This is a genomic window from Streptomyces sp. NPDC048172, from assembly GCF_043202595.1.
In the GTDB taxonomy this organism is placed as follows: Bacteria; Actinomycetota; Actinomycetes; order Streptomycetales; family Streptomycetaceae; genus Streptomyces.
Genome location: NZ_JBIDAT010000003.1, coordinates 504,617 through 518,857, shown reverse-complemented (window position 1 = coordinate 518,857; position 14,241 = coordinate 504,617). Strand labels below are relative to the sequence as shown.

9 protein-coding genes are annotated in these 14,241 nt (G+C 71.5%); 5 read left to right on the top strand and 4 right to left on the bottom strand.

What is annotated here, in order from left to right; all coding sequences use genetic code 11:
- Positions 1 to 27: 27 nt before the first annotated feature.
- The 4 genes from rhaS to ACGF3A_RS15685 form a co-directional block, all read right to left on the bottom strand.
- Positions 28 to 1,107: a rhamnose ABC transporter substrate-binding protein gene (gene rhaS, locus ACGF3A_RS15700; protein ID WP_393729923.1), complete on the bottom strand. Its 1,080-nt coding sequence runs from the start codon at positions 1,105 to 1,107 to the stop codon at positions 28 to 30.
- 77 nt (positions 1,108 to 1,184) lie between these two features.
- The gene (locus tag ACGF3A_RS15695; RefSeq protein WP_393729921.1) at positions 1,185 to 2,201 is read right to left on the bottom strand and encodes an ABC transporter permease; all 1,017 of its coding nucleotides are present in this window, start codon (positions 2,199 to 2,201) and stop codon (positions 1,185 to 1,187) included.
- Positions 2,198 to 3,247: an ABC transporter permease gene (locus ACGF3A_RS15690; protein WP_393729919.1), complete on the bottom strand. Its 1,050-nt coding sequence runs from the start codon at positions 3,245 to 3,247 to the stop codon at positions 2,198 to 2,200. The genes ACGF3A_RS15695 and ACGF3A_RS15690 overlap by 4 nt, the downstream gene beginning before the upstream one ends.
- Positions 3,244 to 4,779, bottom strand: a complete 1,536-nt coding sequence (locus tag ACGF3A_RS15685; protein ID WP_393729917.1) for a sugar ABC transporter ATP-binding protein — start codon at positions 4,777 to 4,779, stop codon at positions 3,244 to 3,246. Before ACGF3A_RS15685 ends, ACGF3A_RS15690 begins: the two co-directional genes overlap by 4 nt.
- 227 nt (positions 4,780 to 5,006) lie before the next feature.
- Between ACGF3A_RS15685 and ACGF3A_RS15680 the strand changes: the two genes are divergently transcribed.
- The 5 genes from ACGF3A_RS15680 (at position 5,007) to ACGF3A_RS15660 (ending at position 14,216) form a co-directional block, all read left to right on the top strand.
- Complete coding sequence (locus ACGF3A_RS15680; protein WP_393729915.1) at positions 5,007 to 8,282, top strand: family 78 glycoside hydrolase catalytic domain; 3,276 nt, start codon at positions 5,007 to 5,009, stop codon at positions 8,280 to 8,282.
- 249 nt (positions 8,283 to 8,531) lie between these two features.
- Positions 8,532 to 9,704: an L-rhamnose isomerase gene (gene rhaI, locus ACGF3A_RS15675; protein WP_393729913.1), complete on the top strand. Its 1,173-nt coding sequence runs from the start codon at positions 8,532 to 8,534 to the stop codon at positions 9,702 to 9,704.
- A gap of 59 nt (positions 9,705 to 9,763) precedes the next feature.
- A complete protein-coding gene (locus ACGF3A_RS15670; protein ID WP_393730691.1) occupies positions 9,764 to 11,803 on the top strand; it encodes a bifunctional aldolase/short-chain dehydrogenase in 2,040 nt (679 codons plus the stop codon).
- Between the two features lie 209 nt (positions 11,804 to 12,012).
- On the top strand, positions 12,013 to 13,473 hold the full coding sequence (locus ACGF3A_RS15665) for a rhamnulokinase family protein (protein ID WP_393730689.1): 1,461 nt from the start codon (positions 12,013 to 12,015) through the stop codon (positions 13,471 to 13,473).
- Positions 13,464 to 14,216 carry a (Fe-S)-binding protein gene (locus ACGF3A_RS15660; RefSeq protein ID WP_393729911.1) on the top strand — a complete coding sequence of 251 codons (753 nt, stop codon included), beginning with the start codon at positions 13,464 to 13,466 and terminating at the stop codon, positions 14,214 to 14,216. Before ACGF3A_RS15665 ends, ACGF3A_RS15660 begins: the two co-directional genes overlap by 10 nt.
- The last annotated feature ends 25 nt before the right edge of the window (positions 14,217 to 14,241 follow it).

Below are 14,241 nucleotides of genomic sequence, written 5' to 3'. Positions count from 1 at the left end.
CCGCTTCCGCCGCTCGACCAGCGGTTCTCAGAAGTCGTACTTGTCGATGTTCTTCTTGGTGAAGACCGTGGGCGGGCCGAGGACGACCTCGCCGTCCTTGCCGACCTTGTACTTCCCGAGCTTGCCCGCCTTGAACGATTCACCCTGCTTTCCGGTGATCTGCCCCGAGGCCAGCGCGGCGCCCGCGTAGGACGCAAGATAGCCGAGGTGCTCGGCGTCCCAGAGCAGGAACTCCTTCACCGTTCCGTCCTTGACGAACTTGCGCATCTGGTTGGGCGTGCCCAGGCCGCCGAGGACGACCTTTCCTTTGTACTTGGAGCCACTGACATAGCGGGCCGCCGCGGCACCGCCGACGGTCGTGGGCGAGATGATGCCCTTGAGCTTCGGGTACGCCTTGAGCAGACCCTGGGTCTCCTGGAACGACTTCTGGTCGTCGTCGTCGCCGTAGGCGGTCTTGACGAGCTTCACGTCCTTGTAGCGCGGCTTCTTCAGCTCGTCCTTCATGATCTTGATCCAGGTGTTCTGGTTCGTCGCGTTCTGTGTCGCCGAGAGGATCGCGATCTCGCCCTTGTCGTCGATCTGCCGGGAGAGGTCCTGGACCATCTGGCGCGCGAGCCGGTCGGAGCCCGCCTGGTTGACGAAGACGTGGCGGCAGTCCTTGCCCGCGTCGGAGTCGAACGAGACGACCTTGACGTCCTGCTTCATGGCCTGCTTGAGGGGCCCGCAGACGGCGTTGGGGTCGTTGGCGGCCAGGAGGATCGCGTTCTGGCGCTGCTGGGTCAGCGTGTTGATGTAGCTGACCTGGGAGGACGCCTTGGGGTCCGAGGGGCCGACCTCCTTGCCCTTGCCGCCGAACTCCTTGATGCCCTTGATGCCGGCCTTGTCGACGACCGTGAAGTAGGGGTTGTTGATCTGCTTGGGCAGGAAGGCGATCTTGAGCCCCTTCTTAAGAGGCGCGTCGGGATCGGCCTTGGCGTTCTGGGCCTTCTCCTTGGCATCGTCCTTCGAGTCCTTCTTGGTCGTCCCCGAGCAGCCCGCCAGTGCGACGGACAGCGCGCAGACCGCGGCTGTGGCGGCGAGGAGACGGGAACGGTGGTGCGCTCGCATGGAATTGCCTTTCGAGGGTGGACAGGGGGATGGGACAGACGGATACGGAGGGGTGGTGCACGTGTGCGCGGAATCCGTCAGGACGTGGCCGGCCGCCGTTGTCTGCGGGCCGTGACCAGGGCGATCACCCGGGGGGTGAGCACGGAGACGATGAGCAGCACCCCGGTGACGATGACCTGGATCTCGTGGGACACGTCCTTGAGGGTGAGCAGGTTGTTCAGGACGCCGATGAGCAGGACGCCCGCGACGGCGCCGCCCAGCGTCCCCTTGCCGCCGTCGAAGTCGACGCCGCCGAGCAGCACCGAGGCGACGACGGTCAGTTCGAGCCCGAGCCCGTTGTCGGCGCGGGCACTGCCGTAGCGCAGGGTGTAGACGATCCCGGCGAACGACGCCATGAAGCCGCTGAAGGCGAAGAGGATCAGCTTGATCCGCTTGACCCGTACGCCCGCGAAGTACGCCGCGTCCTCCTGCGCGCCGATCGCGAAGAGGGACCGTCCGAAGCCCGTGCAGTGCAGGACGACCGCCACGGCCACGGCCAGGACGGCGAACAGCGCGATCGGGTACGGCACGAAGGTGCCCGGCACCGTCTCGGTGTTGCCCGCCCACTGCGCGTAGGTCTCGGGGAAGTCGGCGACGGCCTTGTCGCCGAGGACGACGGAGGCGAGCCCTCTGTAGAGGGTGAGCGTGCCGATGGTGACGGCGAGGGAGGGGAGCCCGACGCGGGTGACGAGCCAGCCGTTCAGCAGGCCGCCGAGGACGCCGACGACCAGGCAGACGGGCAGGAGCATCTCGAACGTCCAGCCCGCGTCCCACAGGGAGCCCGCCAGGGCGCTGGAGAGGCCGAGCATGGAGGCGACGGACAGGTCGACCTGTCCCGCGACGACGAGGAGCGTCATCGGGAGGGCGAGCAGGGCGATCTCGGCGGTGTCGTTGAGCGCCGACGAGAGGTTGACCGAGTCGGAGAAGCCCTCGGTCGTGCCCGTACCGGCGAGGAAGGCGGCGACGAGGAGCACGCCGACCACCGTGTCCCAGCGCAGGAACCGGCCGAAGCCGGGCCGCTCCTCCTTGAGTTCGGGGGTGGCTGGTGCGGTCACTCTCTTCTCCTCTTTCTGAGCGCCTGGGTGGTGCGGCTGCGCACGACGCGGTCGGTACTGATGGCGACGAGCAGCAGCGCGCCCGTGATGGCCTGCTCCCAGAAGGGGTTGACCTTGAGGACGACGAGGGCGCTGCCCATCGTCGTGAGCAGCAGCGCGCCGAGCGCGGCGCCCCACACGGTGCCGACGCCGCCGGTGATCGCGATGCCGCCGACGACGACGGCGCTGACGACGGTCAGCTCCCAGCCGTTGGCCGCGTCGGCGACCACCGTGCCGAAGCGGGCGAGCCAGAGCGCCCCGGCGAGGCCCGCGACGGCGCCCGAGAAGGCGTACGCGGCGAGCACCCTGCGGCGCAGCGGGATGCCCGCGAGGCGCGCGGCCTCGGGGTTGGACCCGATGGCGTACAGCTCACGGCCGCTGCGGTACGTCCGCAGGAAGTACGCGGTCCCGGCGAGCACCAGGGCCGAGAGGATCGGCAGGTACGGGATGCCCAGGATCGCGCCGCTGCCGAGGTCGAGGACCCCGTCGGGAACGTTGCTGGCGTTGATCTGGTCGCCGTGCGCCCAGGCGTGGTCGATGCCCTGGATGACGTAGAGCATGCCGAGGGTCACCACGAGCGCGGGCACCCTGCCGAAGCTGACGAGGGCGCCGCTGACCAGGCCGCAGCCGGTGCCGAGCGCGACGCCGAGCAGGACGACGGTGAACGCGCTGTGGTCCGTCCCGGAGGCGAAGCTGCCGCAGGCGAAGGCGGTGAGGCCGACGATCGAACCGACCGACAGATCGATGTTTCGGGTGAGGACGACGACAGACTGTCCGGTCGCGAGCAGCACCAGGATGGACGAGTTGAGCAGCAGGTCCTTGATGCCCTGGTCGTCGAGGAAGGACGGGTTGGTCAGCCAGGTCGCGAGGATCAGCAGGACGAGCGCGCCGCCGATGCTGAACTCGCGCACCCGGGAGACGGTTTCGGCGAGCGAACGTCCGCCGCGCTTCTTCTCGGCCCTGTCCTCGTCCGGCCGGTGGTCCAGGGGTTCGAGGGTGGCGCTCACGCGGCCTCACCTGCCGCCCGTGCCCGTCCGGTGGCGGCGGCCATGACGCTCTCCTCGGTGGCCTCGTCCCGGGGTATCTCGGCGACGAGGCGTCCCTCGTGCATGACGAGCACGCGGTCGGCCATGCCGAGGACCTCGGGCAGGTCGGAGGAGACCATCAGCACCGCGAGCCCTTCGGCGGCCAGGGAGGACAGCAGGCGGTGCACCTCGGCCTTGGTGCCGACGTCGATGCCGCGGGTGGGCTCGTCGACGATGAGCACGGCGGGCTCGGTGGCCAGCCATTTGGCGAGGACGACCTTCTGCTGATTGCCTCCTGAGAGGACGCCGACGGTGTCGGAGAGACGGTCGTACTTGAGCTGGAGCTTCACGGCCCAGTCGGAGGCGCGGGCGCGCTCCAGGGTGCGCCGCACCATGCCGCCGCTGCCGAGCTTCCCGAGCCCGGTGAGGCCGATGTTGCGCTCGATGGACGCCTCCATGACGAGCCCGCGCTGCCGCCGGTCCTCGGGTACGAGCGCGAGCCCGGCGTCCATCGCGGCCGTGGGCGAACCCCGGCGCAGCGGCTTCCCGTCGACCTCGACCTCGCCCGCGTCGGCGCGGTCGACGCCGAAGACGGCCTGGACGACCTCGCTGCGCCCGGCGCCGACGAGTCCGGCCAGGGCGACGATCTCGCCCCTGCGCACCTCGAACGACACGTCGCGGAAGACGCCCTCGCGGGTCAGGCGGCGCACGGTGAGCGCCTTCTCCCCGGTGTGCGCCTCCTGCTTGGGGTACAGCTCGCCCAGGTCACGGCCGACCATCCGGCGCACGAGGTCGTCCTCGGTGAGCCCGTCCAGCGTCTCGGAGGCGACGAGCTTCCCGTCGCGCAGGGTCGTGACGCGCTGGCACAGTTCGAAGATCTCGGCGAGCCGGTGGGAGATGAAGAGCACGGCGGCGCCCTCGGCGCGCAGCGCCTCCACGACGGAGAAGAGCCGCGCGGTCTCGCTGCCGGTGAGCGCGGCGGTGGGCTCGTCCATGATGAGCACGCGCGCGTCGAAGGAGAGCGCCTTGGCGATCTCGACGATCTGCTGGTCGGCGATGGACAATCCGCGGGCGGGGCGCGACGGATCGAGGTCGACGCCGAGGCGGCTCATGAGCTTCGCCGTCGCCTCGTGCACGGCCGCGTGGTCGATGCGGCCGAGCGTACGGCGGGGCTGGCGGCCCATGAAGATGTTCTCGGCGATGGAGAGGTCGGAGAAGAGGGTGGGCTCCTGGTAGATCACGGCGATGCCCGCGTCCCGCGCGTCCGCGGGACCGTGGAAGGCCGCGGGTCTGCCGTCGAGCAGGACGGTGCCCGCGTCCGGCGGATGCACACCGGCGAGGGTCTTGATCAGGGTGGACTTGCCCGCGCCGTTCTCCCCCGCCAGGGCATGCGCCTCGCCGCCGTGCAGCTCCAGGGACACTCCCTGGAGGGCGCGGACGCTGCCGAAGGACTTGCTCACCCCCTCCAGCGCGAGAACCGGCGGGGAACCATCGCCCGTTGAGGGCCTGGTCATCGTGCTCCTCCCCTGGTCACGCGGCTGACCGTGGCTCAGAAATGAAATGTTTCAACATAGTTGACCGGAAGCTAGTCACATGTCGGAGGTCAGTCAAGGGGGTCCGCCGCAGGTAACTGGCTTTTGAGCCCTACCTCTTGACCCTGCGGAACCGCCGCCTCTACTTTCCTGGACCCATGAACTGAATCGTTTTCAATTACCGTTCACCTTCGGTCCTGGAGGCGCACGTGATCAGCAGACGCCACTTACTCGCCACCGCCACCACGACGGCCACAGCAGCCACCGCCGCCACTGCCGCCGCGGCGGTCACCTCGCTCCCGGGCACGACGGCGTCCGCCGCCCCCGCCGGGCTGCGCGTCGAGAGCACCACCACCGAGTACGCCGACCGCCCGCTCGGCCTGGACACGGCGCGCCCCCGGCTCAGCTGGGTGCTGGGCGCCGACGGTCGCGACCGCGAGCAGACGGCGTACCGGATTCGCGTCGCGACCGCGCCGGACCGTCTCGGCTCCCCCGACGTCTGGGACAGCGGCCGCCAGGAGTCCGGCCGTTCCGTCCTCGTCCCGTACGGAGGGCCCGCGCTCCGTCCCCGTACGCGCTACCACTGGTCCGTACGTGCCTGGGACGGCGAAGGGCGCGCGTCGGAATGGAGCGAGCCGACCTGGTGGGAGACCGGGCTGAGCGTCGCCGGGGACGGCGGGTGGCAGGCGGACTGGATCGCACCGCCCGCCGCGCTGGCCGATCCACCGGCCCTGGAGGGCGCGTCCTGGATCTGGTTCCCGGAGGGCTCCCCCGGACAGCTGCCGCCCGCCACCCGATGGTTCCGGGGATCCTTCACGGCGGCGGCGGGTGTGCGCCGTGCCCGCCTGGTGCTCGCCGCGGACGACGGCTTCACGGCGTACGTCAACGGCGCGGAGGTCGCCGTACGCGAGGGGCTGGCCATCCAGAAGTCGTGGAGCCATCCCGTCCTTCTGGACGTCACGGAGCACCTGCGCGAGGGCGGCAACGTCCTCGCCGTGGCGGCCTCCAACGCCGAGCAGGGCGCCGCGGGCCTGCTCTCTGTCCTGGAGGTCACCACCGGGCAGGGCACGTCCCGCTTCACGACCGCCGACGACGGCTGGCGCTGCGTCGGCAGCGAGCCCTCCGGCGACGCCTGGCGCGGCCCCGGCTACGACGACAGCGGCTGGCAGAAGGCACGCGCGGTGGCCGCGTGGGGCGAGGACCCGTGGGGCAAGGTGCTGGCGCAGCAGACGCCGGTCCAGCTGCGTCGCGCGTTCCGGCTGCCCGGCGGTTCCGTGAGACGCGCCCGGCTGTACGCGACGGCGCTCGGCCTGTACGAGGCGCGGCTGAACGGCGAACGGGTCGGCGAGGACGTCCTGACGCCCGGCTGGACGGACTACGCCCACCGCGTGGCCTACCAGGCGTACGACGTGACCCGCGCGGTCCGGGGCGGCGCCAACGCCCTCGCCGTCACCCTGGCGCCCGGATGGTACGCGGGCAACATCGGCTGGTTCGGCCAGCACCACTACGGCGAGCACCCCGCGCTGCTCGCCCAGTTGGAGGTCACGTACGAGGACGGCCGCACCGAGCGGGTCGTCAGCGACGGCTCCTGGCGGGCGGCCACGGGCCCGCTGACGGCCGCCGACCTGATGATGGGCGAGGAGTACGACGCACGCGCCGAGACGCCCGGCTGGGACGCCCCCGGGTACGACGACGGCTCCTGGCGGCCCGTGGACACGCCCTCCGGCGACATGCCGCGGGTCGTCGCCATGACGGACGCGCCGACCCGCGTCATGAAGGAGCTCGAACCGGTCGAGGTCCGCGAAGTGCGGCCAGGGGTCCACCTTTTCGACCTCGGCCAGAACATGGTCGGTACGGTCCGGCTGAAGATCTCCGGCGGCCGGAAGGGAGAGCGCGTCACCGTCCGGCACGGAGAGGTGCTCGACAAGGACGGCGCGCTCTACGTCGACAACCTGCGCACGGCACGGCCCGTGGACACGTACACCCTGCGCGGCGGGGGCAGCGGGGACGGCGGGAACGGCACGGAGACGTACACGCCCCGCTTCACCTTCCACGGCTTCCGGTACGTCGAGGTGAGCGGCGTTCCGGGACGTCCGTCACGGGACACGGTCACCGGACGGGTGCTCCATACGGCCGCGCCGTTCACCATGGAGTTCTCGACGGACGTACCGATGCTCAACCAGTTGCACAGCAACATCACCTGGGGGCAGCGCGGCAACTTCCTCTCCGTACCGACCGACACGCCCGCACGGGACGAACGCCTCGGCTGGACGGGCGACATCAACGTCTTCGCCCCCACGGCCGCGTACGTCATGGACTCGGCGCGCTTCCTCACCAAATGGCTCCAGGACCTGCGGGACGGCCAGCCGGACGACGGGAACGACGCGGGTGCCTTCCCGGACGTCGCGCCGTACATCGGACCCGTGGGCAAGGGCGTGGCGGGCTGGGGCGACGCCGGGGTGACCGTCCCCTGGAGCCTGCACCGGGCCTACGGGGACGAGCGGGTGCTGGAGGAGAACTGGGACGCCATGCGCGCCTGGATCGGCTATCTGGAGAAGCACAGCGACGGCCTGCTCCGCCCGGCCGAGGGCTACGGGGACTGGCTGAACATCGAGGACGAGACGCCCAAGGACGTCGTCGGCACCGCGTACTTCGCACACGCCACCGCCCTGGTCGCGGAGACGGCGCGACTGCTGGGCGAGAACGCGGCACCGTACGAGGAGCTGCTGGAGCGCGTCAGGAAGGCGTTCAACACCGCCTACGTGAGCGGTGACGGGCGGATCAAGGGCGACACCCAGACCGCGTACGTCCTGGCGCTCTCGATGGATCTGCTGCCCACCGCCGCGCTCCGCCGCGCCGCGGCCGACCGGCTCGTGGCGCTCGTCGAGGCGAAGGACTGGCACCTGTCGACGGGCTTCCTCGGCACGCCCCGGCTCCTTCCGGCGCTCACGGCGGCGGGCCATACGGACGTCGCGTACCGGCTGCTGCGGCAGCGGACGTTCCCCTCCTGGGGCTATCAGATCGACAAGGGCGCCACCACGATGTGGGAGCGCTGGGACTCGATCAAACCGGACGGCAGCTTCCAGGACGTCGGCATGAACTCGTTCAATCACTACGCCTACGGCTCGGTCGGCTCCTGGATGTACGAGACCATCGCGGGCATCGCGCCCGGCGGACCGGGGTTCCGCAGGATCGTCGTACGGCCGCGCCCCGGCGGCGGGGTACGGCGGGCGAGCGGCCGCCACCGGACGCCCTACGGCACGGTCGCCACCGGATGGTCGCTGGAGGGCGGCAGCGGCGGGGACCGCTTCACGCTGGACGTCACCGTTCCGGTGAACACCACGGCGGAGGTCTGGGTACCGGCGAAGCGCGCCTCGGACGTGTCGCGCGAGGGCGCGCCGGGCGCGGTCCTCGAACGGATGGAGGACGGGTGCGCGGTGTTCTCCGTCGGGTCGGGGAGGCGCCGGTTCACGGTGGACGGCTGACGGTGGGCCGCTGACCGGCCGGCGGCTGGCGGTGAGTGGCCGACGGCTGGAGAGCCGCGGGGGCGGGAAGGGACCGGTCGCACGGAGTGGCTGGTTCCACCCGCCTCCCGGCCTCCTCAACTGGGCTTCCGGCACCCCCTCTTGACGCGTGATCACGCCGCACGTAGCGTCGTCGCACAGTCCGTTGAATCGTTTCACCCTCTGCCATTGGTTGTACCACCCAGCAGGGAAAAAGCACAGAGGAGACGCATGTCGGAGCAGGATCTCGCGGCGGTGAAGTCCGCGCTCATGTCCCAGCGGATAGAGACCCCGTCCTGGGCGTACGGGAACTCGGGGACGCGCTTCAAGGTGTTCGCGCAGCCGGGGGTCCCGCGCGATCCTCGGGAGAAGCTGGACGACGCCGCGCGGGTGCACGCGCACACGGGCGTGGCGCCCGTCGTCGCGCTGCACATCCCCTGGGACCGGGTCGACGACTACACCGCGCTGGCGGCGTACGCCGGGGAGCGCGGACTGACCCTGGGCGCCGTGAACGCCAACGTCTTCCAGGAGGACGACTACAAGCTCGGCTCCGTCACCCATCCCGACCCCACGGTGCGGCGCAAGGCGCTGGACCATCTCATGGAGTGCGTCGCCATCATGGACGCCACGGGCTCGCGCGACCTGAAGCTGTGGTTCTCCGACGGCACCAACTACCCGGGCCAGGACGACATCCGGGCCCGCCAGGACCGCCTGGAGGAGGCTCTGGGCGCGGTCTACGAGCGCCTGGGGGACGAGCAGCGGCTGATCCTGGAGTACAAGCTGTTCGAGCCCGCCTTCTACGCGACGGACGTGCCGGACTGGGGCACCTCGTACGCGCACTGCCTCAAGCTCGGCGAGCGGGCGAAGGTCTGCGTCGACACGGGGCACCACGCGCCGGGCACGAACATCGAGTTCATCGTGGCGTTCCTGCTGCGCGAGGGGAAGCTCGGCGCCTTCGACCTCAACTCGCGGTTCTACGCGGACGACGACCTGATGGCGGGCGCCGCCGACCCCTTCCAGCTCTTCCGGATCATGTACGAGGTCCGGGTGGGCGGCGGTCTGGAGCCAGAAACGGGTGTCGCGTTCATGCTCGACCAGTGCCACAACATCGAGCCGAAGATCCCGGCGGTGATCCGGTCGGTCATGAACGTCCAGGAGGCCACCGCCAAGGCGCTGCTCGTCGACCGCGAGGCCCTGGCCGCCGCGCAGCGCGCGGGCGACGTGCTGGGCGCGCACGGCATCCTGATGGACGCCTTCCACACGGACGTACGGCCGCTCGTCGCGGACGTGCGCGAGGAGCTGGGCGCCGACCGTGACCCGCTGGCCGCCTACGCGGCGTCGGGCTGGGCGGAGCGGATCGCGGCCGAGCGTGTGGGCGGCGAGCAGGCGGGCTGGGGGGCGTGAAGATGACCGCGGAACAGCACACCGGGGGGACGAGCCCTGGGGGTACGGGCCCCGGGAACGTGACGGCGCACCACGAGGTCGAGGCGCTGCTCGCGCGCTCGCACCGGCTGGGAGCCGACCCGCGCAACACCAACTACGCCGGGGGGAACGCCTCCGCGAAGGGCACGGACACCGATCCCGTCACGGGCGGAGACGTCGAGCTGATGTGGGTGAAGGGCTCGGGCGGCGATCTGGGCACGCTCACGGCGAGCGGACTGGCGGCGCTCCGCCTGGACCGGCTCCGCGCCCTCACGGACGTCTATCCGGGCGTGGAGCGCGAGGACGAGATGGTCGCCGCCTTCGACTACTGCCTGCACGGCAAGGGCGGCGCGGCTCCCTCGATCGACACGGCCATGCACGGCCTGGTGGACGCCCCGCACGTGGACCATCTGCACCCGGACTCGGGCATCGCGCTGGCCTGCGCGGCGGACGGTGAGGAGCTGACCCGCGAGTGCTTCGGCGGGAGCGTGCTGTGGGTCCCCTGGCGGCGGCCCGGCTTCCAGCTCGGCCTGGACATCGCCGCGCTCCACGAGGCGCACCCGGAGGCCATCGGCTGCGTGCTGGGCGGACACGGCATCACCGCGTGGGGCCGTACGAGCGAGGAGTGCGAGCGGAACTCGCTGCACATCATCCGGACCGCCGAGCGCTTCCTCGAAGAGCGCGGCAGGACGGAACCGTTCGGTACCGTCCTCGACGGGTACGGGGCGCTGCCGGAGGAGGAGCGCCGGGCACGTGCCGCGGCCCTCGCTCCCGTCGTACGGGGGCTCGCCTCCCGCGACAGGGCCCAGGTGGGGCACTTCGACGACGGCGAGGAGGTCCTCGACTTCCTCTCCCGTACGGAGCACCGCAGGCTGGCGGCACTGGGCACCTCCTGTCCTGACCACTTCCTGCGCACCAAGGTGCGTCCCCTGGTCCTCGATCTGCCCGCGACGGCGTCCCTGGAGGAAATGACCGGCAGGCTGCGGGAACTGCACGAGGAGTACCGCGAGGAGTACCGGGCCTACTACGAGCGGCACGCCGCCCCGGACTCGCCGCCGATGCGCGGCGCGGATCCGGCGATCGTCCTCGTCCCCGGTGTCGGCATGTTCAGCTTCGGCAAGGACAAGCAGACCGCGCGCGTGGCGGGCGAGTTCTACCGCAACGCGCTCAACGTGATGCGGGGCGCCGAGGCCGTCTCCTCGTACGCGCCCATCGAGGAGTCGGAGAAGTTCCGTATCGAGTACTGGGCGCTGGAGGAGGCCAAGCTGCGGCGGATGCCGCCGCCCCGGCCGCTGGCGGCCCGGGTCGCGCTGGTGACCGGCGCGGGCTCCGGCATCGGGCGGGCCATCGCGCACCGTCTCGCGGCCGAGGGGGCCTGCGTGGTGGTGGCCGACCGTGACGCGGACGGCGCGCGGAAGGTCGCCGCGGAACTGGGCGGTCCGGACACCGCGGTCCCGGTCTCCATGGACGTCACCGCGGAGGAGCGGATCGCCGCCGGTTTCGACGAGGCCGTACGGGCCTTCGGCGGCGTCGACCTGGTCGTCAACAACGCGGGCATCTCGGTCTCCAAGCCCCTGGCGGAGACCACGGCGGAGGACTGGGACAGGCAGCACGCCATCATGGCGCGCGGCTCCTTCCTGGTCTCCCGGGAGGCCGCGGGGGTGATGACGGCCCAGGGCATGGGCGGCGACCTGGTCTACATCTCCTCCAAGAACGGTGTCTTCGCCGGCCCCAACAACATCGCCTACGGAGCCGCGAAGGCCGACCAGGCCCATCAGGTGCGCCTCCTGGCGGCCGAACTGGGCGAGCGGGGCATCCGCGTCAACGGGGTCAACCCCGACGGCGTGGTGCGCGGCTCAGGCATCTTCGCGGGCGGCTGGGGAGCCCAGCGCGCCGCGGTGTACGGCGTGCCGGAGGAGGAACTCGGTGAGTTCTATGCCCGGCGGACCCTTCTCAAGCGGGAGGTCCTGCCGGAGCATGTGGCGAATGCGGTCTTCGCGCTGACCGGCGGCGACCTCAGCCACACGACGGGGCTGCACATCCCCGTGGACGCGGGCGTCGCGGCGGCCTTCCTGCGCTGACCCGCCGACCGACACACCGTCCGACCGACTCCGGTGGCGGGCCGAGCCGTGGGGGCGGGCCCGCCACCGGTCCATCCGTACAACCCTGTCCGAGCGTGAGGTCCACCGTGCCGCCATCCCCGTCCGCCTCTCCCTCCCCCTCTTCCACCTCCTCCCCGTCCTTCCCGTCCTCGCCGTCCCGCTCCCCCGCCGCGTTCGCCGCCGTCGACCTGGGCGCGTCCAGCGGGCGGGTGATCGTGGGCAGCCCCGTCGACGGGAGGATCGTCCTGGAGGAGGCCCACCGTTTCGGCAACCGCCCCGTACGGACGAGGGGAACGCTGCACTGGGACATCCTGGGCCTCTACAGAGGTGTGCTCGACGGGCTGCGCGTGGCGGGCGCGAAGGCGGGCCCGCTGACATCTGTGGGCATCGACTCATGGGGCGTGGACTACGGCCTGCTGGACACGGACGGCGTGCTGCTCGGCAATCCGGTGCACTACCGGGACTCCCGTACGGACGGCATGGACGCCGAGATCGAGAAGGCCCTTCCGGCCCGCGAGCTGTACGAGGCGACCGGGCTCCAGCGGATCGCCATCAACACGCTCTACCAGCTGACCGCCGCGCGGGGGACGCACCAGCTGGCGGCCGCCCGCAGGCTGCTGCTGACGCCCGACCTGATCTCGTACTGGCTGACGGGGGTGGAGGGGACAGAGCTGACGATCGCCTCCACCACCCAGCTCGTCGATCCGCGGGACGGCACCTGGTCGCGTCCCGTCGCCGAGGCCCTGGGGATCGACCTGTCGCTCTTCGCGCCGATGCGGCGGCCGGGCGACCCGGCGGGCACGCTGCTGCCGGAGGTGCTGGAGGAGACCGGGCTGGACGGTCCCGTGCCCGTGACGGCCGTGGGCGCGCACGACACGGCCTCGGCGGTCGCGGGGGTCCCCGCCGGGGGCGAGGGCTTCGCGTACATCGCCACCGGCACCTGGTCGCTGGCCGGGCTGGAGCTCGACGCGCCCGTGCTGAGCGAGGAGAGCAGGCTGGCCAACTTCACCAACGAGCTGGGCGTGGACGGCACGGTCCGCTACCTGCGCAACCTGATGGGTCTGTGGCTGCTCCAGGAGTGTCTGCGGGCCTGGGAGGCCCAGGGCGACCCCCAGGAGCTCGGGCCGCTCCTGGAGCGCGCAGCGCGGCTTCCAGGGCTGCGCTCGGTGGTGGACGCGGGCGACCCGGAGTTCCTCGCGCCGGTCGGCATGCCGGACCGTATCGCCGCCGCCTGCCGCCGCACGGGACAGCCCGAGCCGCGGGACCCGGCGGAGACCACCCGCTGCGTCCTGGACTCCCTGGCCCTGGCGCACCGCTCGGTCCTCGCCGACGCGGCGCGGCTGTCCGGCCAGGAGGTGCGCACGGTGCACGTCGTGGGCGGCGGGGCGCGCAACGCACTGCTGTGCCAGCTCACGGCGGACGCCTGCGGGCTCCCGGTGGTCGCGGGGCCCGCGGAGGCGGCGGCGTACGGGAACGTGCTGGTGCAGGCGCGTACGGCGGGCGCGGTCTCCGGCGGGCTCCCCGAGCTGCGCGCCCTGCTGCGCGGCAGTCTGGAGCTGCGGCAGTATGAACCGACCGGTGATCAAGCATCCTGGGCGCGGGCCGCCGCGCGCGTCCGTGAGCACGGGAAGGAGGCGACGTGCGCGTAGCGCTCTTCGTCACCTGCGTCAACGATTCGCTCTATCCCCGCACGGGCCGTGCCGTGGTGACGCTGCTGGAGCGGCTGGGTGTGGAGGTGGACTTCCCCGAGGCCCAGACGTGCTGCGGGCAGCCCCAGTTCAACACCGGGTACCGGCACGCGACCGAGCCGCTGGTGCTCCGCTACGCGGAGGCGTTCCGGGGTTACGACCACATCGTGGTCCCCTCCGGTTCGTGCGCCGCGATGGTGCGGGACAACTACCCGCGGATGGGCGCGCGCGCCCGTGCCGAGGGCCGGGGCGGCACCCTCGCCGAGGCGGCGGAGGAGACGGTGCCCCGCACGTACGAGCTGACCGAGTTCCTCGTGGACGTCCTCGGGGTGACCGACGTCGGCGCCTACTACCCGCACACGGTGACCTACCACCCGACCTGCCACGGGCTGCGGATGCTCGGCCTGGGCGACCGTCCCCGGCGGCTGCTGGAGCGGGTGAAGGGGCTGGAGCTGCGGGAGCTGGAGGGCGCCGAGGAGTGCTGCGGATTCGGCGGCACCTTCGCCGTCAAGAACGCCGCGGTCTCCGCCGCCATGGGCGCCGACAAGGCACGCCACATCGAGGAGTCCGGCGCCGACGCGGTCTGCACGGTCGACAACTCCTGCCTGATGCACATCGGCGGCACCCTGTCGCGCCAGGGCTCCCGCGTGGAACCCGTGCACCTGGCGGAGATCCTGGCGAGCACGGAGGAGGCGCCCCTGTGAGCGATTCCCGAGGCGGAGTGACCTA